At 64.6% G+C, this 21724-nt stretch carries 15 protein-coding genes; 10 read left to right on the top strand and 5 right to left on the bottom strand.

The window, feature by feature from the left end; genetic code table 11:
- Positions 1-244: 244 nt before the first annotated feature.
- From FJW10_RS24440 to FJW10_RS24395, 10 genes are all read left to right on the top strand, one after another.
- On the top strand, positions 245-5725 hold the full coding sequence (locus FJW10_RS24440) for an alpha-2-macroglobulin family protein (protein WP_140901973.1): 5481 nt from the start codon (positions 245-247) through the stop codon (positions 5723-5725).
- 57 nt (positions 5726-5782) lie between these two features.
- Positions 5783-7888, top strand: coding sequence for a penicillin-binding protein 1C (gene pbpC / locus FJW10_RS24435; protein WP_140901972.1), 2106 nt, complete (start codon positions 5783-5785; stop codon positions 7886-7888).
- 1 nt (position 7889) lies between these two features.
- Positions 7890-8642, top strand: a complete 753-nt coding sequence (locus FJW10_RS24430; protein ID WP_140901971.1) for a M15 family metallopeptidase — start codon at positions 7890-7892, stop codon at positions 8640-8642.
- Between the two features lie 202 nt (positions 8643-8844).
- Positions 8845-9873, top strand: coding sequence for a sulfate ABC transporter substrate-binding protein (locus FJW10_RS24425; protein ID WP_140901970.1), 1029 nt, complete (start codon positions 8845-8847; stop codon positions 9871-9873).
- Between the two features lie 92 nt (positions 9874-9965).
- Positions 9966-10817 (top strand): sulfate ABC transporter permease subunit CysT, encoded by an 852-nt coding sequence (gene cysT, locus FJW10_RS24420; protein ID WP_140647976.1) that lies wholly within the window; start codon positions 9966-9968, stop codon positions 10815-10817.
- On the top strand, positions 10810-11694 hold the full coding sequence (gene cysW / locus FJW10_RS24415) for a sulfate ABC transporter permease subunit CysW (protein ID WP_140828854.1): 885 nt from the start codon (positions 10810-10812) through the stop codon (positions 11692-11694). Before cysT ends, cysW begins: the two co-directional genes overlap by 8 nt.
- Before the next feature lie 72 nt (positions 11695-11766).
- Positions 11767-12807 carry a sulfate/molybdate ABC transporter ATP-binding protein gene (locus FJW10_RS24410; RefSeq protein ID WP_140901969.1) on the top strand — a complete coding sequence of 347 codons (1041 nt, stop codon included), beginning with the start codon at positions 11767-11769 and terminating at the stop codon, positions 12805-12807.
- Positions 12808-13011: 204 nt separating this feature from the next.
- The gene (locus FJW10_RS24405) at positions 13012-13998 is read left to right on the top strand and encodes a sulfate ABC transporter substrate-binding protein (protein WP_140901968.1); all 987 of its coding nucleotides are present in this window, start codon (positions 13012-13014) and stop codon (positions 13996-13998) included.
- Positions 13999-14249: 251 nt separating this feature from the next.
- A complete protein-coding gene (locus tag FJW10_RS24400) occupies positions 14250-14699 on the top strand; it encodes an Rrf2 family transcriptional regulator (RefSeq protein WP_040984137.1) in 450 nt (149 codons plus the stop codon).
- A gap of 163 nt (positions 14700-14862) precedes the next feature.
- Positions 14863-16008 carry a hypothetical protein gene (locus FJW10_RS24395; protein WP_140901967.1) on the top strand — a complete coding sequence of 382 codons (1146 nt, stop codon included), beginning with the start codon at positions 14863-14865 and terminating at the stop codon, positions 16006-16008.
- 15 nt (positions 16009-16023) lie between these two features.
- Here FJW10_RS24395 and FJW10_RS24390 read toward each other — a convergent pair whose 3' ends face one another.
- The 5 genes from FJW10_RS24390 to FJW10_RS24370 all read right to left on the bottom strand — a co-directional run bounded on the left by FJW10_RS24390 (position 16024) and on the right by FJW10_RS24370 (position 21276).
- On the bottom strand, positions 16024-16527 hold the full coding sequence (locus FJW10_RS24390) for a gluconokinase (RefSeq protein WP_246674363.1): 504 nt from the start codon (positions 16525-16527) through the stop codon (positions 16024-16026).
- Between the two features lie 44 nt (positions 16528-16571).
- Positions 16572-17558, bottom strand: a complete 987-nt coding sequence (locus FJW10_RS24385; protein ID WP_140901966.1) for an ABC transporter permease — start codon at positions 17556-17558, stop codon at positions 16572-16574.
- Positions 17555-18535: an ABC transporter permease gene (locus FJW10_RS24380; RefSeq protein ID WP_140901965.1), complete on the bottom strand. Its 981-nt coding sequence runs from the start codon at positions 18533-18535 to the stop codon at positions 17555-17557. The genes FJW10_RS24385 and FJW10_RS24380 overlap by 4 nt, the downstream gene beginning before the upstream one ends.
- Positions 18532-20076, bottom strand: coding sequence for a sugar ABC transporter ATP-binding protein (locus FJW10_RS24375; RefSeq protein WP_140901964.1), 1545 nt, complete (start codon positions 20074-20076; stop codon positions 18532-18534). Before FJW10_RS24375 ends, FJW10_RS24380 begins: the two co-directional genes overlap by 4 nt.
- Before the next feature lie 72 nt (positions 20077-20148).
- On the bottom strand, positions 20149-21276 hold the full coding sequence (locus FJW10_RS24370; protein WP_140901963.1) for a sugar ABC transporter substrate-binding protein: 1128 nt from the start codon (positions 21274-21276) through the stop codon (positions 20149-20151).
- Positions 21277-21724: the final 448 nt, after the last annotated feature.

The following is a 21724-nucleotide window of genomic DNA, read 5'->3' as shown; positions in this document are numbered from 1 at the left end:
AATGAAGTTCCGCAACGTTCGTAAAGGGGCCACAATCCAATTGTCTGAAATAGACCGGGCTTGGAAGTCACACCTTTTGCGTTTTCGCAAAAAAGTGTGATCCGTCTCACAGAGGTTCTGTCGAAATACCGGCCTTTGGCCGGCATGGAAACCGTTCGCGGGTGATAAACCTGCGGCGCCCCGGCGTTGACAAGCCTGCAGAAGCTTGATCATGCCTGGACGCTGGCAATGTCTGGAGGATGATGTGGCAATGCGCGCGGCTCGTGGTCTCTCGTTCCTTCTCGTTATCTTTTTTGCCTTCAGCGGCACGGCACTTGCGGCCGAAGCCCGGCGAATTGTGACGACCGACAATTCCGACTATTTCGGTTTCGACCTGAGGTCGGAGCAGAATGTCAGCCTCGACCAGTGCAAGACCACGTGCCTCGGCGACCCCGCCTGCCGTGCCTTCACCTACAACACCAAGGCCAAATGGTGTTTTCTCAAATCCGACTATAACCAGTTGAAATCCTTTACCGGCGCCGTCGCCGGCAAGGTCGCGAATGTCGATGGCGATCCGGATATCGGCGCCCCGCCGGCCCTGGCCTTCTTCCCCAACTGGATGGCCGACCAGGCTCAGCAGCTCCGCAACAAGCTGACCGATCCCGCCTATGACAAGCCGACCGAGGGGCTTGCCGCCCTGCAGGCGGCCGCCGAGCAGGCAGCACTTACAGGCGACCATCGCCTTGCCATGCAGAAATACCAGGCGGCGGTCTCGGTCCTGCCCGATGACGGCGCGCTGTGGCTGGCGCTGGCGCGCGAGATACTCGCCGTGGAGCCGGCCTCGAACACCACCGAACCCTCGACGTTCCCGATGAACGCCACCTCGGCGGCCTTCAACGCCTACAAGCTGGTGCGCACCGCAAAGACCCGCGCCGAGGCGCTGGCCCTGCTTGGCGCCGGCCTCGACAAGCGCGATCTGTACCGGCCCTCGCTGCAGGCCTATGAGGCGAGCCTTGCGCTGGTGAGTTCGCCCGCCGTCCAGGCCGACTATGCCGACCTCAAGGCGCGCAAGGGTTTCCGCGTCATCGAGCACACCGTCGATGCCGATTCCTCGTCGCCGCGCATCTGCGCCCAGTTTTCCGAGGAACTGGTCAAGACCGGCGTCGACTACTCGCAGTTCGTGACCGTCGACAACGCCGCGCCCAAGGCCGTCGAGGCCAAGGACAAGCAGATCTGCGTCGAAGGCCTGGAGCACGGCCAGCATTATGACGTGACATTCCGCGCCGGCCTGCCCGCCGCGATCGGCGAAACGATCGCCGCGCCCGTCGTGCTGTCGATCTACGTCCAGGACCGCGCTCCCTCCGCCCGCTTCACCGGCGACAGCTTCGTGCTGCCGGCCGGCGCGCGCCGCGGCATTCCGGTCGTCACCGTCAACATGAACGCCGCCAAGATGACGCTCTACCGCATCGGCGATCGTTCGCTGGCGCAGCTTCTGTCCGGCTATCAGTTCCTGCATCAGCTCGACGGCTATGACATCTCCACCATTTCCGACCAGATGGGCGCGCCGGTCTGGTCGGGCACGCTCGATATCGCCAATGATCTCAACAAGGAGGTTACCACTTCGTTTCCGGTGGACGAGGCGATCCCGCAGCGCAAGCCCGGCGTCTATGTGCTGACCGCGCAGCCGGTCGACGACAAGAGCGACGACTACGGTTCACGCGCCACGCAGTGGTTCGTGGTCTCCGACATCGGCCTTTCCACCTATACCGGCCAGGACGGCCTCAACGTCTTTGCCCGTTCGCTGGGCTCGGCCAAGCCGATTTCCGGCGCCGAACTGACGTTGCTTGCCAAGAACAACGAGATACTCGGCGCGGCGACCACCGACGCCGAGGGCCACGCCGTCTTCAATCCTGGCCTCACCCGCGGCGAGAACGGCATGGTGCCGGCCGTGCTGATGGCCAAGCAGGGCGACAACGACTTCGTCTTCCTCGACATGGGCAAGGCCGGCTTCGATCTTTCGGATCGCGGCGTCGAGGGGCGCGCCTCGCCAGGCGCGCTCGACGTCTATGCCTGGACGGAACGAGGCATCTACCGCGCCGGCGAGGACGTTCACGTCGCCGCCCTTGCCCGCGACGGCGCCGCCAAGGCGGTCGAGAACCTGCCGCTGACCTTCATCTTCACGCGTCCCGACGGCGTCGAGAACCGCCGCGTCATCAGCAATGGCGAGTCCGCCGGCGGCCACGCCGTCGACCTGCCGCTCGAGGCCAACGCCATGCGCGGCACCTGGACGGTGTCGATCTACACCGATCCCAAGCAGGCGCCGGTCGCCAGCCAGATGTTCCTGGTCGAGGATTTCGTGCCGGATCGCATCGAATTCGACCTGACCGCCGACAAGAAGGAGATCGCCCAAGGCGAGACCGCCAACGCCACCGTCGACGGCCGCTTCCTTTACGGCGCGCCGGCCGCGGGCCTGGCGCTCGAAGGCGAGATGACTTTGTCGACCACGAGCAGTTGGGACAGCTTCAAGGACTTCACCTTCGGCCTGGCCGACGAGCAGTCGAGCGAGCCGACCGTGACGCCTCTCGCCAATCTTCCCGTCGTCGGCGACGACGGCAAGGCGACCTTCCCGGTCACGATCGACCAGTTGCCGTCGACCACCAAGCTGGTCAATGCCAAGGTCACCGTGCGGATGCGCGAGGCCGGCGGCCGCGCCGTCGAGCGCTCGCTCGACATCGGCGTTCGCCCACAGCGCGACGTCATCGGCGTTCGCCCCGATTTCGCGGATGATGAGGTGCCGCAAGGCGGCACGGCGAAGTTCAGCATCATCGCCGTCGACCCGAACGGCAAGCGCGAGGACCTGAAGGGCGCGCAGTGGTCGCTGGTCAAGGTCGAGCGGAACTATCAATGGTACCGTTCCAACAATTCCTGGAACTACGAGGCGGTGAACCTCACCAAGGCCGTAGCCAACGGCGCGGTCGACCTGAAGGCCGATGGCGAGGCGACGGTATCGCTGCCCGTCGACTGGGGCCGTTACCGGCTCGAGGTCGAGACCGCCGATCCCGACGGTCCGGCGACCAGCTATGAGTTCGACGCCGGCTGGTACGTCGCCTCGACCACCACCGAGACGCCAGACGGCCTGGAGATCGCCCTCGACAAGGATACTTACGCCGCCGGCGAAGTGGCCAAGTTGAAGGTCTCGCCGCATTTTGCCGGCGAACTTCTGGTCACCATCGGCGCCGAGAAGCTTTTGAAGACGGTCACCGCTTCGGTGCCGGCCGGCGGCAGCACCGTCGACATCCCCGTCGGCGACGACTGGGGCGCTGGCGCCTATGTCACCGCGACCTTGTTCCGGCCCGGCGACGCGCAGGAATCGCGCATGCCGGCCCGCGCCATCGGCATCCAATGGCTGTCGGTCGATCCGGGCTCGAAGAAGCTGGCGGTCAGCTTGACGCCGCCGGAAAAGACCTTGCCGCGCCAGCAGCTGTCGATCCCGGTCGCCGTCAGCGGCGCCCAGGCCGGCAGCAATGCCTATGTGATGGTGGCTGCCGTCGATGTCGGCATCCTCAACCTCACCAATTACAAGGCGCCCGATCCAGAGGACTGGTTCTTCGGCCAGCGCATGCTGGGGCTGGAGATCCGCGACCTCTACGGACGCCTGATCGATGGCTCGCTCGGCACCATGGGCAAGATACGCACCGGCGGCGACGGAGCCAACATGCAGGCGCAAGGCAGCCCGCCGACCGAAAAGTTGGTCGCCTTCTTCTCCGGCCCCGTCGAGCTCGATGCCAACGGCAAGGCGCGCATCGACTTCGACATCCCGCAGTTCAACGGCACCGTGCGCGTCATGGCCGTCGCCTGGACCAAGGATGCGGTCGGCCATGCCCAGACCGACGTCATCGTGCGCGATCCGGTGGTGATCACCGCCGGTCTGCCGCGCTTCCTGGCGCCGGGCGATGCGGCGACCATGCGCCTCGACATTGCCGACACCGATGGCCCGGCCGGCGACTATGCGCTGTCAGTCACCACGACCGGCGACCTTTCGACCGGCGACAAGCCGCTGCCCGAGAAGCTGACGCTCGCCCAGGGCAAGCGGCAATCGCTCACCTTCCCGCTCGTCGCCAAGACCGCGGGCGACGCCTCCCTCACCGTCAAGCTCGCGCATGCCGACGGCACCGAGGTCGAGCAGACGCTCTATCTACCGGTGCGGCCGGCGCAGCTTCCGGTCACCAACCGCATGGTCGTCGACCTGAAGCCCAATGGCGGCTCGCTGCGCGTCGACAAGGAATTGCTTGCCGCCAGCGTGCTCGACGGCGCCTCGGTCAGCGTCGGCGTTTCGCAGTCGTCCGCGCTCGACGTGCCGTCGCTTCTTATGTCGCTCGACCGCTATCCCTATGGCTGCGCCGAGCAGACCACCAGCCGCGCCATGCCGCTGCTCTATGTCAACGACATGGCCAAGAGCATCGGCATGGAGAGCGATCCGAACCTGCATCAACGCATCCAGGACGCGATCTACAAGGTGCTGTCCTATCAGTCGTCGAGCGGCAGCTTCGGCCTTTGGGGGCCGGGCTCCGGCGACCTGTGGCTCGACGCCTATGTCACCGAGTTCCTGACCCGGGCGCGCGAGGAGAAATACGATGTGCCCGCGCTGGCGATGAACCAGGCGCTGAACAACCTGCAGAACTCGCTGGGCTACGACCAGGACGTCCAGGACAAGGGCAGCGAGATCGCCTATGCGCTCTACGTGCTCGCCCGCAACAAGAAGGCCTCGATCGGCGATCTGCGCTACTACGCCGACACGCAACTCGAAGCCTTCTCCAGCCCGATGGCGGTCGCTCAGTTGGCGGCGAGCCTCGCGCTCTACGGCGATACGCAACGTTCGGAAGCCACCTTCCAGACGGCGCTGCGGCTGGCGCAATCGGAAACCGACTACGACTACTATCGCTCGGACTACGGCTCGCGGCTGCGCGACGGCGCGGCGATGCTGGCGCTGGCGGCGGAATCGAAGCCGGTGCCGAGCATCATGCCGCAGCTGATCAAGCTGGTGGGCGTGGCGCGCGCCGATGCCCGCTGGACAAGCACGCAGGACGAATCCTGGATGCTGCTCGCCGCGCGAGCGCTGAAGGAAGGCAATGATTCCATCATGCTTTCCGTCAACGGCGCGCCGCATTCGGGCGGCTATTCCGACCAAGTCGCCGGCAGCGAGCTGGCCGACAGCCCGCTCACCATCGCCAACACCGGCGCGACGCCGCTGCAGGCAGTGGTCACCGCGGTCGCCGCGCCGGTCGAGCCGCTGCCGGCCGGCGGCGACGGCTTCACCATCGATCGCACCTACTACAAGCTCGACGGCACCGAGGCCAATGTCACGGAGGCCAGGCAGAACGAGCGCTATGTGGTCGTGCTCAAGGTCTACGAGCAGAACAAGTGGCCGTCGCGGCTCTTGATCACCGACCTGTTGCCGGCCGGCTTCGAGATCGACAATCCGAGCCTGGTTTCCAGCGCGCAATTGTCGAACTTCTCCTGGCTGGCGCAGACCGACGCCGCACATCTGGAGTTCCGCGACGACCGCTTCGTCGCCGCCTTCAACCCCAACGAAGGCGACGGCGACCGCAACATCACGCTGGCCTATGTCGTGCGCGCCGTGACGCCGGGTACCTACGCCCATCCGGCGGCGACGGTGGAGGATATGTACCGGCCGCAATACTCGGCCCGCACCGCCACCGGCGTGATGGAAGTCAAGTCGGAATAGCAAGGTCGCAGTCACCTTCTCCCCGTCCCAATGCGGGGAGAAGGTGCCGGCAGGCGGATGAGGGGCAGCACCGTGCTCTCCAGAAAAATCCTCAAACGAACCGCGATCGCAGGCCTTTGCCTCGCCGGATTCGCGGCGTTTTCGATCGCCGCGCTCTGGGAACTCGACCGCGCCTTTCCGCCGCCACTGCCGGCGAAGCTGACGGTCTCGACGGAGGTCCAGGATCGCGACGGCCAGCTGCTGCGCGCCTTCGCCACGCCGGACGGCTACTGGCGGCTCGAAACCCGCCTCGACCAGGTCGACCGGCAATTCGTCGACATGCTGGTCACCTACGAAGACAAGCGCTTCTGGGATCATCGCGGCGTCGATCTGCTGGCGCTCTGCCGCGCCGCCGGCCAGCTCGTCACCAGCGGCCATATCGTCTCCGGCGGCTCGACCTTGTCGATGCAGCTCGCCCGGCTGATCGAGCCGCGCGACAGCCGCAGCCTCGGTTCCAAGCTCAAGCAGATGCTGCGCGCCATCCAGATCGAACGGCGACTTACCAAGCAGGAAATCCTCGAACGCTATCTGACGCTGGCGCCCTATGGCGGCAATCTCGAGGGCGTGCGCGCCGCTTCGCTCGCCTATTTCGGCAAGGAGCCGAAGCGGCTCACCGTGTCGGAAGCCGCCCTTCTCGTGGCGCTGCCGCAATTGCCGGAAAGGCGCCGGCCCGACCGCAACCTCGACATTGCCCACGCTGCGCGCGACCGCGTGCTCACCCGCATGGTCTCGGCCGGCCTGCTCGGCGAGCGCGAAGCGCAGCGAGCCACGCTCGACGACGTATCCGGCCTGCGCAGAAAACTGCCGGCGCTGGCCGCGCATGCCTCCTATGCCATGCTGCCCAAGGCCGTGCCCGGCAAGCCGCTGCAGCTCACCATCCGCAAAAGCGTGCAGCAGGGGCTGGAACAGGTGGCAAGGGATGCCGCCAGGAAGCTCGGCCCGAAACTTTCGGTCGCCATGGTCATGGCCGATGCGCGCACCGGCGACATCCTCGGCGAAGTCGGCTCCGCCAATTTCTTCGACGCCAGCCGCTCCGGATGGATCGACATGACCAAGGTGGTGCGCTCGCCCGGCTCGACGCTGAAACCCTTCATCTACGGGCTTGCCTTCGAGCAGGGGCTGGTGGCGCAGGAGATGATCATCGAGGACAGCCCGGCCGATTTCGGCGGCTACCGTCCGAAGAATTTCGACATGGGCTACCAGGGCGACGTCTCGATCCGCCAGGCACTGCAATTGTCGCTCAACGTGCCGGCGATCCGGGTGCTAGACGCCGTCGGTCCGGCGCGGCTGACGGCACGGTTTCGCCAGGCCGGCGTCAACCCGATCCTGCCGGTCAACGAAGCGCCGGGCCTGGCGATCGGGCTTGGCGGCGTCGGCGTGACCTTGCGCGACCTGGTGCAGCTCTATACGGGGCTCGCCAATGGCGGCAAGATGCATACGCTGCATGACGGCACCGAGCCGGCCACTGCCGAGCGCACCACCGCAACGATCCTCGACGACCAGGCCGCCTGGCAGATCAACGACATCCTGTCAGGCGTGAAGCCGCCGGAAGGCGCAATGCAGCGCGGCATCGCCTACAAGACCGGCACCTCCTACGGCTATCGCGATGCCTGGTCCGTCGGCTTCGACGGCCGCTACGTGCTGGGTGTGTGGGTCGGCCGCGCCGATGCCAGCCCGATCCCCGGCCTGTCGGGCTATGTCTCGGCAGCTCCGATCCTGTTCGAGGGCTTCGTCCGTTCCGGCCTTGCCGGCGTGCCGCTGCCCAGCCGACCGCCGGGCGTCTTCAACCCCAAGCGCGAGGAATTGCCGGTGACGCTCGCCCGTTTCGGCGCGGGCGCCGACGGTCTGGTGCAGGCCACCGCCACCGAGCCCGCGCCGACGATCGTCTTCCCACCCAATGGCGCCCGCGTGGACCTCGGCACGAATTCCGCCGATGCCACGCCGCTGGTGCTAAAGCTGCAGGGCGGCCGCGCACCATTCCGCTGGCTGGCCAACGGCAAGCCGCTCGCCGGCATCGACCGCCGCCGCACCGCGACCTGGCAACCGGACGGTACAGGCTATTCGACGCTGACTGTGATCGACGCGGCCGGCCGCGCGGCGAGCGTGAAGGTTTTCGTCGAATAGGATGCGGCAAGCGATTCAGAAGATTGCGTTTCTCAGCCTGATGTTCGGAGCATTTCTCGCAGCGCTGGCTGTCCTAACGGCTGTCTCGCTCCCAGTTCACGCCGATCCCCTGCCCGCCGGCTTCGTCAGGCTCGCCGATGTCGACCCGACCATCCGCCAGGATATCCGCTACGCCGGCCTTGAAAACTTCCTGCACCGCAAGGCCGACGGCTATGACGCGCCGGTCTGCATCCTGACCGCGCAGGCGGCGAAGGCGCTGTCCAGCGTCCAGAAAGCCATTGCCGAAAAGGGCCTGACGCTGGTCGTCTTCGACTGCTATCGTCCGGCGCGCGCCGTCGCCGACATGGGCAAATGGACAAAAGAAGGCGGCCCGCCGGATCCGCAATGGTATCCGACCGTTCAGCGCGGCGACCTCGTCGCCGAGGGCTATATCGGCGAATTGTCCAGCCATTCGCGCGGCTCTACCGTCGACCTTGCCATCGCGACGCTGGAAGCGGCGAGCCCGGTTCATCCGGCCTGCGGCGCGCCGGACGGCGTAATGCTCGACTTCGGCACCGGTTTCGACTGCTTCGATCCGATGAGCGAGACGGCGCACCACCCTCTTCCCGCCGAAGCGACAGCGAACCGCAAGATGCTGCTTGCCGCCATGCGTGCCGCCGGTTTCCGCAACTATGCGCGCGAATGGTGGCACTTCACCCTGGCCAAAGAACCTTTCCCAAAACAGCGCTTCGATTTTCCGGTCACCGCACCTTAAGGCGTGCCCAGGCTTGGCCTGCCCCCGAGCGTTTCTAATTGGCTCGGCTGATGGAACCCATGCGGTCAGCGTTGAGGAAGTTATTTCCTCAACTGGCCCAAGCTCGGCGAGAAATTGCTTCGAGGAGGCGAAAAAGGCAACATTCAATGCATCTAAATTCTATAAACTCAGTAGAGTTCGTAGCAGTTCAACGGAGGCGGGAATGACCAAACCTCATTTCAGGAAACTGCTCGGCGCGCTGGTCGCCGCATCTGTCCAGTTCGGCACGCTCGGTTTCGCGTTCGCCGACACGACCATTCTGAATGTGTCCTACGACCCGACACGTGAGCTCTACAAAGCCTATGACGAGGCGTTTGCCGCGCACTGGAAGGCGGAGACCGGTGAAACCGTCACCATCCAGCAGTCGCATGGCGGATCGGGCGCCCAGGCGCGGGCGGTGATCGACGGCCTCGACGCCGACGTCGTGACGCTGGCGCTCGAAGGCGACATCAACGCCATCGTATCGAAGACGAAGAAGATCAACCCGGACTGGCGCACGAAGTTCGAGAACAACTCGGCACCCTACACCTCCACCATCATCTTCCTGGTGCGCAAGGGCAATCCCAAGGGCATCCACGACTGGGGCGATCTGGTGAAGGACGGTGTCCAGGTGATCACGCCGAACCCGAAGACTTCCGGCGGTGCGCGCTGGAACTATCTTGCCGCCTGGGCCTATGCAAACGCCAATGACGGCAGCGACGAAGCCAAGACCAAGGCGTTTGTCGGCAAGCTTTATGCGAACGTCCCGGTCCTCGATACCGGCGCGCGCGGCTCGACGGTGACCTTCGCGCAGAAGGGCCTGGGCGACGTGCTGATCGCGTGGGAGAATGAAGCCTATCTCGCGCTCGAGGAATTCGGCGCCGACAATTTCGATATCGTCTATCCGCCGACCTCGATCCTGGCGGAGCCGCCGGTCGCCGTCGTAGACGCCAATGTCGATGCCAAGGGCACGCGCAAGGTCGCGGAAGCTTATCTGAGCTGGCTCTATTCCAAGGAAGCCCAGACCATCATCGCCAAGAACCACTATCGCCCGGCCAAGCCCGACCTGGTGACGGCGGAGGACCTTGCCAAGCTGCCGGCAATCAAGCTGGTCACCATCGACGACCCGCAGTTCGGCGGCTGGAAGAAAGCGCAGCCTTACCATTTCGGCGACGGTGGTATATTCGACCAGATCTACAAGCCGGCGCAGTGAGCCGGATGGCCGGTGAGCCTCACGGGCATGCCGGACGAATGCGACCGCGCAAAGCCATTCTGGTTTGAATAGAAGGGACGATCCAGAACAGCATGACCACAGCACCCGCCAAGGCGGGGTGGCGATTCCGACAGCCGAGTGTCATTCCGGGCTTCGGATTGACGCTCGGCTTCTCGCTTGCCTACCTCACGCTCATCATCCTCATCCCGCTTTCGGGGCTGGTCTGGCGTTCGGCAGCGCTGGGCTGGGCCGATTTCTGGGCGATCGCCGTCGACCGACGCACCCTCAACGCGCTGAAGATAAGCTTCGGCACCGCCTTCCTGGCGGCTGCCGTCAACGTCGTGTTCGGCACCGTCGTCGCCTGGGTGCTGGTCCGCTACCGCTTTCCCGGCCGCCGCATCGCGGACGCGATGGTCGACCTGCCCTTCGCGCTGCCCACGGCCGTCGCCGGCATCGCGCTGACCACGCTCTATGCGCCGAATGGCTGGATCGGCCATCTCCTGGCGCCGCTCGGCATCAAGGTCGCCTACACGCCGCTCGGCATCGTCATCGCGCTGGTGTTCATCGGCTTGCCCTTCGTCGTGCGCACCGTCCAGCCGATCATGGAAGAGATCGACAAGGAGGTCGAGGAAGCCGCCGCCACGCTCGGCGCCAGCCGTTTCCAGATCATCACCCGCGTGCTTTTCCCAGGCCTCGCCCCGGCGATCGTCACCGGCTTCTCGCTCGCCTTCGCGCGCGGCGTCGGCGAGTACGGCTCGGTCATCTTCATCGCCGGCAACCTGCCCTTCAAGTCGGAGATCGCGCCGCTTCTGATCGTGATCAGGCTAGAGGAATACAATTACGAGGCGGCGACCGCGATCGCCGCGATCATGCTGGCGCTGTCCTTCCTGATGCTTCTGGTCGTCAATCTCGTCCAGACATGGAGCCGCAAGCGCTATGGCTGATCCCGAGATCAAATCCTACGCGCCGCATCACGAGAGCCAGTCGGCAGCGATAACCGAAAGCCGGCCAGTCAAGGCCGTGCTGATGGCAATCGCCCTCGCCTTCCTCGCCGTCTTCCTGCTCTTGCCGCTGATCATCGTCTTCCACGAGGCGCTTGCCAAAGGCATCGGCGCCTACACGGACGCCCTTTCCGGCCCCGACACGCGCTCCGCCATCCGCCTGACATTGCTTGTGGCGGCGATCTCCGTGCCGCTCAACGTCGTCTTCGGCATCTCGGCAGCCTGGGCGATCGCCAAGTTCGAATTCAAGGGCAAGGCGTTCCTGACCACGCTGATCGACCTGCCCTTCTCGGTCTCGCCGGTCATCTCCGGCCTGGTCTATGTGCTTCTCTTCGGCGCGCAAGGGCTGCTCGGCGCCTGGTTGAAGGCGCATGGCATCGTCATCCTCTTCGCCGTGCCCGGCATCGTGCTGGCTACCATTTTCGTCACCTTCCCCTTCGTCGCGCGCGAGCTCATCCCGCTGATGCAGGAACAGGGCAACGGCGATGAGGAGGCAGCACTTTCGCTGGGCGCCAGCGGCTGGCAGGCCTTCTGGTATGTGACGCTGCCCAACGTCAAATGGGGACTGCTCTACGGCGTGCTTCTGTGCAACGCCCGCGCCATGGGGGAGTTCGGCGCGGTCTCGGTGGTGTCGGGCCACATACGGGGCCTCACCAACACCATGCCGCTGCATGTCGAGATCCTCTACAACGAATACAACGCCGTGGGCGCCTTTGCCGTCGCTTCGCTGCTCGCCGGCCTGGCGCTGGTGACGCTGGTCTTGAAAACGCTTCTCGAAATGCGCTACGGCGCCGAGCTAGCCGCGACGCGTGGCCACTGAACGCTACCTGTCGCCCAAGAGTGCCTGGCGCTTTTGGGAGCAACGACAGCATCAAGGAACTGAGGGATTTGCATGGAAGTTCGCGTCGTCAACGTGCGCAAGGAGTTCGAGCGGTTTCCGGCGCTCCACGACGTGTCGCTCGACATCAGGTCCGGCGAGCTCATCGCGCTGCTCGGGCCGTCGGGCTCCGGCAAGACGACGCTGCTTCGCCTGATCGCTGGCCTGGAGCGGCCGACCAAGGGCGCGATCTTCTTCGGTGACGAGGACGCCTCGCAGAAATCGATCCAGGAGCGCAATGTCGGCTTCGTCTTCCAGCACTACGCGCTGTTCCGCCACATGACGGTTGCCGACAATATCGGCTTCGGCCTGAAGGTCAGGCACGGCGCCGCAAGGCCGTCGGCGCAGGAAATCCGCCGCCGGGCGCTGGAACTGCTCGACCTCGTCCAACTGTCGGGCTTGGAAAAGCGCTATCCGGCGCAGCTTTCCGGCGGTCAGCGCCAGCGCGTGGCTTTGGCCCGCGCCATGGCGATCGAGCCCAAGGTGCTTTTGCTCGACGAACCGTTCGGCGCGCTCGACGCGCAGGTTCGCCGTGAGCTGCGCCGCTGGCTGCGCGAGATCCACGACCGCACCGGCCACACGACCGTCTTCGTCACGCATGACCAGGAAGAGGCGCTGGAGCTCGCCGACCGCGTCGTGGTCATGAGCCAGGGCCGCATCGAGCAGGTCGGCACCGCCGACGATATCTATGACACGCCGAACTCGCCCTTCGTCTATTCCTTCATCGGCGAGTCGAGTTCGCTGCCGGTCAAGGTCGAGAACGGCGAGATCTGGATCGCCGACCGGCCGATCGGGCTGCAGGCGCCGCATGCACCCTCCGGCGAGGCGGTTCTCCACTTCCGCCCGCATGACGTCGAACTGCTCGACGGCTGCAGCGGTTGCATCGCCGGCACGGTTGCCGCCAGCCGCCGCGTTGCCGGTACCAGGCGCGTCGAGCTCGAAATCGGCGGTGAGCGCCAGCGCGTCGAGATCGAACTGCCGGTCGACCATCCCGCGGCACAGAAGAGCCGGGTGGCTTTCAGGCCGCGACGCTGGAAGCTTTTTCCCACGTCCTGAGCTGTCTTTCAGCCTGACAGCTCCTCCGGCGCCAGCCTGGCGCAGCCTTTGAATCCACTTGGAAGAAAATCCTAGCAAAGAGCTGTTTTGGCGAGATATTTTCCAGGCCCTCGCCCACCTCTCGGAGCGCGTGCCTCGTCGCACCAGGCTTTCCCGACTATGGTCTCGCCATAGCTTGATCCATTTCCAAGGAGCCCTGTTTTCATGAAGCGTCTGTTGCTCGGCATTGCAGCTTTTGCCGGTCTCGTCCTCGCGTCCTCCCAAGCCTGGTCGGCCGACAAACTTTTGAATGCATCCTATGACGTCGGCCGCGAGCTGTTCGTCGACGTCAACAAGGCCTTCATCGCCAAGCACGCCGGCGTTACCGTCGATCAGTCGCATGCCGGCACCTCGGCGCAGGCGCGCGCGATCGCCGAAGGTCTTGGTGCCGATGTCGTCACCTTCAACCAGGTCACCGACGTCGATTTCCTGGTCAAGAAAGGGTTGGTCTCAGCCGATTGGCAGAAAGATTTCCCCGACAACGCCTCGCCCTTCTATTCGCTGCCGTCCTTCCTGGTGCGCGCCGGCAACCCCAAGCACATCAAGGACTGGAATGATCTGGTGCGCGACGACGTCCAGGTCATCTTCCCGAACCCGAAGACGTCCGGCAATGCGCGCTACACTTATCTCGCCGCCACCGCCTACGCCAAGGAAGCCTTCAAGGGCGACGACGCCAAGGTGAAGGAGTTCATCACCAAGCTCTTCAACAATGTGCCGATCTTCGACACCGGCGGCCGCGCCGCCACCACCACTTTCGTGCAGCGTGAGATCGGCGACGTACTGATCACCTTCGAATCGGAGACGCGCGGCATTCGCAAGGAGTATGGCGACGACAAGTTCGAGCAGGTCACGCCTTCGGTCAGCCTGCTGGCCGAGTTTCCGGTAGCGATCGTCGACAAGGTCGCCGACGAGCATGGCAGCCGCGATCTCGCCAAGTCCTATCTCGACTTTCTCTACACGCCGGAAGGCCAGGACATCGCCGCCGGGAACGGCCTGCGGGTTCGCGACGCCTCGGTGGCCGCCAAGCACAAGGCCGACTTCCCGGATGTACGGCTGCTGACCGTGGAGGAGGTGTTCGGCGGCTGGGAAAAGGTGCAGAAGGAGCATTTCGCCGCCGGCGGACTGCTCGATCAGGCATATGGCAGCCGCTGAAAAAGCTCCACAATCAAAGAGAGCAAGAAGCCGGCTTTGCCGGCTTTCTCCATGCAAGCGGGGTTGCATGAGTTCGCAGGGGAAAGCCCGGCCCCCAACGTGAAAAACGTTACGAAGAATCAACGCGTTTGTGCCTAAGCTGCGGGGCAAACTATTGGGCCAGGGCGACGTTAGGCGGTCAAACTGTCATGATTTGCACACAAACAACCGCCAGATGCAGGCGCATTGGGGTTTGATGAACTGAATCGGGCATGCTGACCAAAAAAGGCAAATACGGCCTCAAGGCCCTCGTGCATCTTTCCGGCCTGCCGGCTGGCCAGCTTGCATTCGTCAACGACATCGCCGTCGCCAACAACATCCCGAAGAAATTCCTGGATGCGATCCTGGGCGAACTACGCAATGCCGGTTTCGTCCAGAGCCGCAAGGGCAAGGAAGGCGGCTACCGCCTCGCGCGGCCCGCTTCCGAGATCAAGATCGGCCATGTCGTGCGCGTGCTCGACGGCCCGCTGGCGCCGATCCCTTGCGCCAGCCGCACACAATACCAGCGCTGCGAGGATTGCGACGAGGCCACCTGCCAGGTCCGCCACATGATGCTGGAAGTGCGCCAGGCGATCGCCGAGGTGCTCGACAACCGCAGCCTCGCCGCCATGCGCGACGCCGACAACGACGATTTCCCGGCGGAGCTCACCTCCCAGATTTGAAGCAATTCGAGGAAGCGGTAGCGGCCAGGTTCCGCCCTTCGCCGCAGCCTTCCGTCCGCAATTGCGCCCAACGACAAGTCGCCGGCCTGACTTGTCGCCCTCGGTTGCCAGTCTACCGCGGAGGCAGTAAAGCGGCTGGGAGGATGAAACAGGGCTCTGACGCATGAGGCTGCCTTGGCTTGGCAATTCCCGCAAGGCCAGCCGGCAACCATCGTCGAACGACATCTATCACACCGAGATCATTGCCGACGTGCCGGTGCCGGAGCGCAACGAGTCCGTTCGCTTCTTCAGCCGCAAGGTTGTCCGCCCCGGAAAACTGCGCCGTTTCTCCAATCGGGACCTGCGCGAGAGTCTGCTGTCCTGTTTCTATCTCGGCGTCGCGGCGATGCTGCCGGTCTCCTGGTGGGGGCCTATCTGCAGCTGGGGGTCCAGGTTCAGGCGCAGGCGTCATTTTCGCAAGGATTTTGTCCGCTACGACGTCGCGGTGAAGGCCGTGCTCGGCAATGCCGTCGACACGAAAACCATGTTCGAGGCGCAACTCGCCGCCATCCACCGCCGGCGCTTGACGCTTGCGGCGCATCTCGTCGCCGGCTGGCGCTGGTCCCCGGCGATCCGGCTGGAAGGCCTCGAAGTCCTCCAACAAGCCCTGCGCAACGGGCGCGGCGCCATCATATGGTGCGACCAGTTCACGGCGCAGACGATCATGGGCAAGCGCGCCTTGCATGAGGCCGGCGTCGATGCTCATCAGGTAAGCGCGCAGTACCACGGCTTCTCGCCGAGCAAATTCGGCTTCCACGTGATCAACCCGCCATTGGTCAAGGTCGAGAACCGCTTCCTGAAAAGCCGGATCGTCTTTGAGCGCACCGACGCCTACCAGGTCACCACGCGCATCCAGAAGACCCTGAAGGCAAACGGCGTGGTGCTGATGACCAACACCGTCTATGCCGGCTCCACCTTCACCGAGGCCGCCATGGGCGAGCGCGGCTGGACCCATCTCGCCTCGGCGCCGGCAAACTTCGCCGCGCGCGCGGGCGCGGCGCTGTTTCATATGGCGACGATCGAAACGGTCCCCTTTCGCCAATATCGCGCGATCGTCAGCGAACTGAGCGCGGGTGCACGGGCGCCGGCGTCGCCGGCAAGGGACACCGCGACGAAGAACCTCGCTGTCCAGGCGGGATATATCCTGTCGAAACGCGACCATATGCTGGAAACGCTCGAACCCTGTCCGGAGCAGATGATGGCTTGGTCGAGCGCCGTGCGGCTGACCGAGCAGCCAACGGAAGCCGCGATCGGCAATGACGGCGCCTGAAGCGCCCGAACCGTTCTAACCAACGATCCTTTTCAGGATCCCGGCAACACTTCGCGTTCCGTCGACCGTCACGGCCCGTTCGTCCGCGGCAGGCTCTTCCAGCGTGGCGAACTGGCTGTCGACCAGGCTTGCCGGCATGAAATGGCCCTTGCGATTGGCGACCCGGCGCCAGGCGGTCTCGCGGTCGATCTTCAGGTAGAGGAAGACTGTGTCGGGACAGAAGCGGCTCAGCCGGTCGCGGTAGCCGCGCTTTAGCGCCGAGCAGGCCGCCACGGCTGTCCGTCCGCCGGCGACGGACGCCGCGATGTGCTCGCCTATGGCGTCGAGCCAGCCCTCGCGCAGCGCGTCCGTCAGCGGCTCGCCGCGCGCCATGCGCGCCACGTTCTCCGGCGGATGCAGCCTGTCTCCTTCGATGAAGTCGGCGCCGAGAGCCTTGGCGAGCGCCTCGCCGACGGCCGTCTTGCCGCAGCCGGCGACACCCATCACGACGATGGCCGGCGCCGCCAGAAGGTCGTTCATGCCAAGCTCCGGTATCTGCGGTCTTGCGCTCGCCTCGTCCACGGTCAGCGGCTTGCCGGCGCGCGCCCGTAGAGCAGAAGCATGGCGACGATGACGACACCATAGATGATCTGCCGTCCCGCTTCAGGCATTTGCATGACCGAGAGGATGGATTGCAGGAGCGTGATCAGGATCACGCCGGCCACCGTGCCCAGATAGGAGCCGCGCCCGCCGAGGATCGACGTCCCGCCCAGCACGACGGCGGCGATCGACGGCAGGAGATAGGCATCGCCCATGGATTGGGCCGCCTTCGACGCATAGCCCGCCAGAAGCACGCCGCCAAAGGCCGACAGCCCGCCCGAGACGGCGAAGGCGATCATCACGATGCGGCGCGTGTCGATGCCGGAAAGGTAGGCGGCGCGCTCGCGGTTGCCGATGCCGTAGACGGCGCGGCCGAAGCTGGTGCGGGTGAGCACGAAGACCATCGCGGCGCCGATCAGCGCCCAGATGATGACGGCGTTGGGAACCCCCGGAATGGTGAAACCGGTCGCCAGATAGCGCATCGCCGCCGTCGCCGAATCCTGTGGCGAGAAGCCGCCCGTGTAGACCACCATCAGCCCCTGCGCGACCGCGTTGGTAGCCAAGGTAATGATCATCGAGGGGATGCGCAGATAGGCGACACCGATGCCGTTGACGATGCCGATCGCCACGCCGCACAGGACGCCGAAGGGGATGGCGAGAGCGACGCCGGCCGACCCGTAGGCCGCGGCCGCGCAGGCCATCATGGCGCCGGCTGCCACGGCCCATGGCACGGAGAGGTCGATCTGGCCGAGCAGGATGACCAGCATCATGCCGGTTGCTATGACTCCGAGGAAGGATGCGACCTTCAATTGCTGCAGCAGATATTCCGGCGAAAGGAAGCTGCGCGAATAGAGACTGCCCAGCAGAAGCAGGATCACGATGCAGGCAAAGGCCGTCAGCACCGCCGGGTCGGCGCGCCGGATGAATTTGGGCATGCGGCCGGCAAGGCCACCGAGTGTCGTTTCGCTCACAGGAACCACTCCAGCCGGTTGCGCACCCGAAACAGCGCGAAGGCGCCGAGGCTGACCGCGATCAACAGGATAACGCCCTGGAACAGCGGCTGCCAGAGCGGATCGAAATCGAAGACGAACAACAGGTCGCCGATGGTGCGAAAGGCAAGTGCGCCGAAAATCGCGCCGATCGCGCTGCCCTTGCCGCCGAACAGCGAAACGCCGCCGAGCACGACCGCCGCGATCGAGAACAGCGTGTAGGCATTGCCGCTCGCATAGGCCGCCTCGCCCGTATAGGTGAAGAAGGTTAGGAACAGCCCGCCGACCGAGGCCAGCAGGCCGGCCAGCGCATAAGCGAGGAACTTGCCGCGCCGGATCGGCACGCCCGACATGTAAGCCGCCGTTTCCGACGAGCCCGCGGCGTAGGCCGCGCGGCCGAATTCCGAGCGGCTGAACGGCACCCAGACGACCAGCACGACGACCAGCAGCGCGACCAGCGAGGTCGGGATCACGTCGAAGAGCTTTCCCGTCAGCGCGTCGGCCAGATCCTCATTGACCGATCCACCCGGAAACGGCCGCAGCAGAAGCCCGATGCCATAAAAGACGGCGCCGGTGGCTATGGTGGCGACGATCGGCTGCAGGCGCCCATAGATGACGATGGCGCCGTTGATCGCCCCGCAGACCAGGCCCGCGGCAAGGACCGCGATCACGCCGAGCGTGGTCTCGAGCGGCGTGCCGGTCACCAGCCATGAGGCGAGACAATTGGTGAGAAGCAGGATCATGCCCACCGACAAGTCGATGCCGGCGGTGATCACCACCAGCGTCTGCGCCATGGCGACGAAGGCCAGAAGAACGCCCTTGTTGGCGGCTGTCTGCACGACGTTGGCGGTGAAGCCTGCCGGGTGGTTCGTGGTGTAGATGATGAACATGACGATGAAGATGCCGAGCGCCAGCAGCGTTCCGCGCTGCTCGGCCATTAAGTAGCGCCAATCCTTCACGCGCCCGCTCCCTGCTGCATATCGGCGCCTTCGCCATGGATGTTGAGCGCGCTGGCGATCAGCGCGTGCTCGGTGATCTCGGTGCCGACGAGCTCGCGCTTGACGCTGCCGTCATAGAGCACGAGCACGCGGTCGCAGCAGCCGATCAGTTCGTCATAGTCGGTCGAATAGAACAGGATGGCGGCACCGGCATCCGCCAGCTTGCGCATCAATTGGTAGATCTCCTGCTTGGTGCCGACATCGATGCCGCGCGTCGGATCGTTGAGCAGGATGATGCGCGGTTGCCGCATCAGCCATTTGGCGATGACCACCTTCTGCTGGTTGCCGCCGGAGAGCGCGCCGACGGGAATATCGAGCCCCGCCGTCTTGATGGCCAGCAGCCCGACCATGTCGTCGATCAGGCGCTGCTCGGCGGCGCGATCGATGATGCCGCCCTTGGCCAGCCGGTCGAGCGCCGCGAAGGAGAGGTTTTCGCGCACCGTCATCGGCAGCATCAGCCCCTCGGTCTTGCGGTCCTCGGGGATCAGCGCCATGCCGACGCGATCGTCGCTGGCGGCGCGCGGGCTCGAGATGGAAGCCGGCTTGCCGTCGATCAGCACCTCGCCGCGCAGGCCGCGCAGCACGCCGAAAAAGGCAAGCAGCAGTTCGCGCTGGCCCTGTCCGTCGAGACCGCCCAGGCCCACGACTTCGCCGGCCCTGACGCTCAGCGAGATATTGTCCAGCCGGTCGGCCCAGGACAGATTGCGCGCTTCGAGCACCGGCGTGGCGGCCGCAGCGGCAACGGGTTTCAGCGGGAAGATATGGCTGTATTCGCGGCCGATCATCAGTTCGACCACCTCATTGTCGCTCTTCGAGCCGGCCGGGTAGCTGGCGACATTGCGGCCGTTGCGGAACACCGTGCAATGGTCGGCGAGTTCCGCGATCTCGTTCATGCGATGCGAGATGTAGAGCAGCGCCAGTCCTTCCGAGCGCAGCCGCTTCAACACCTCGAAGACCCTGGCGACATCCGCCGCCGTCAGCGCCGAGGTCGCTTCGTCGAGGATCAGGATGCGCGGCTTGCGAGCCAGCGCCTTGGCGATCTCCACCATCTGCCGGCGCGACAGCGGCAGGTCCTTGACCAGGGCCCGAGGATGGATATCGGAAGCGCCGGCGCGTGCCAGCGCTTCTTCCGCGATGCGCCGCTGCGCCTTGCGGTCGATCATGCCGAAGCGCTTCGGCGGATCGGAAATGACGATGTTGTCGGCGACGCTCAACTCGGGAATGAGCGACAGTTCCTGGAAGATGCAGACGATGCCGGCCTGATTTGCCGCGGCCGGTGAGGCGAAGCTCACTTCGCGTCCATCCAGCGTCATGCGGCCCTCGTCGGGCGCCACGACGCCCGCCATGATCTTGATCAGGGTCGACTTGCCTGCGCCGTTCTCGCCGAGAATGGCGTGGATGCTGCCGGCGGTAACTTCAAGATCGGCCTTTTCCAAGGCCCTCACGCCGCCATAGCGCTTGGATATGCCTTCCATGCGGAAGAGCGGAACCGCACCGTCCATTGAGCCTCCAATTGTATCTGCATGAGGCGGCGCCGCGGCTGACCCGCGGCGCCAAGTCATCGATTTGGAAGCTTACTGGTCCGCCTTGGTCTGGCCCATGATTTCCTGCGCGCTGAAATTGATGCCGCAGGTCGGGAAGGAGTTGCCGACGAAGAAATTGTCGGATTCCTTCGGGAAGTAATCGGTGCCGTCCTTCATGTCTGGATCCGAGGCGATCGCCAGCGGCAGCTTCACTTCCTGCGGCACCACCTCGCCTTCCAGCGCCGCGATCGCGGTTTTGATGGCCACGGCGACCTGGGCCGGGCCGGAGCCCGCCGACGTGCACTTCAGCCCGTCAGCCGAATGCTGCGCGCAGAATTTGCGGAAGCCGTTCTCGGTCTCGCCGCCGAACGGCACGAAGGGATGCTTGGCGTCCATCATCGCCTGCACGATGCCGGTGTCGCCGCCCTGGCCGGTGATGCCGTCGAACGGACCGTTGGTGGCGATGGCATCGGCGGTGACCTTCTGCGCCACGCCGTCGTCCCACTTGCCGGCGACCTCGGTGACATCCCACTTCTTGCCGGAAGCGTCCAGCACTTCATGGATGCCGTTGTGGCGGTCGGTATCGACGGAAGTGCCGGCAACGCCGCGCACTTCGAGGATCTTGCCGCCGTTCGGCACCTTGTCGACCAGCCACTTGGCCCACAACTCGCCGAGGCCCTTCTGGTCGACATTGACGTTGATGGCGTCCTTGGTGTCGAGAATGTTGTCGAAGGCGACCAGCACGATGCCGGCTTCCTTGGCGCGCTTGATGACCGGGCCGAAGGCGGTCGGGTTCTGCGCGTCGGTGACGATCGCGTCATAGCCGGAATCGATGAAGTTGTTGATCGCCGAGATCTGCGCCGGCACATCCTCACCGGTCGAGACGACCTTGAATTCCTTGATCTTGGCCTTCACGTCAGGCTGCGCCGCATAGGCCTTTGCCGTCTGCACCATCTGGATGCGCCAGGTGTTGGCGATATAGCCGTTGGAGAAGGCGATGCGGAACGGGCCTTCCTTTTTGGGGAATTTGAAGAATTTGGTGTCCGCCGACCATGGCGAGAAGCAGTCCGGCTGCGCTGCGGGGCCGGAGACGACTTCCGGTCCGGCGGCGATCGCTGCCGAGTTGAGCATGACGAATGCAGTGGCGGCAACGACGCCGCCAACGAGTGACTTGATCATCGGTATTCCTCCCAATTGCAGATCTGCTGAACTATGAAGTCCTGACATGCTCGGCGGGCACCCCTCCTGCCAAACCGAAACGCTCGCCGGGTGATGTGGATCGCCCCGCCTTCTCCCCTTCCTTCGCCGTCCGGGACATTCAGAAAACTATCATATTATACATAATAAACAAGCTTGAGCTGTTGCTTATGTATAATAAACAAGCCTGAACCTTGCCGGATGTTGATTTTACAGACAAATGGTAGCGCTACCATAAAAGCCTGTAAAGCGCCGCTTTCGTCATTTTTCCGTGTTCGTCAGAGTGCCTCCAGGAACAGTGCGTAGCTTTGGCTCGGCGTTTCCGCCGCCGCCCTAGAGCATGATCCCGAAAAGTGGGAACCGGTTTTCGGACAAGGTCATGCTCCAACAAAGAGTTAGAGCGTGATGGCGATTCGACGAAACGCTATCA

The sequence above is a fragment of the Mesorhizobium sp. B4-1-1 genome (assembly GCF_006439375.1).
In the GTDB taxonomy this organism is placed as follows: Bacteria; Pseudomonadota; Alphaproteobacteria; order Rhizobiales; family Rhizobiaceae; genus Mesorhizobium.
Note: the sequence above shows the minus strand (reverse complement) of the source record. Positions and strands in the feature narration are given on the sequence as shown.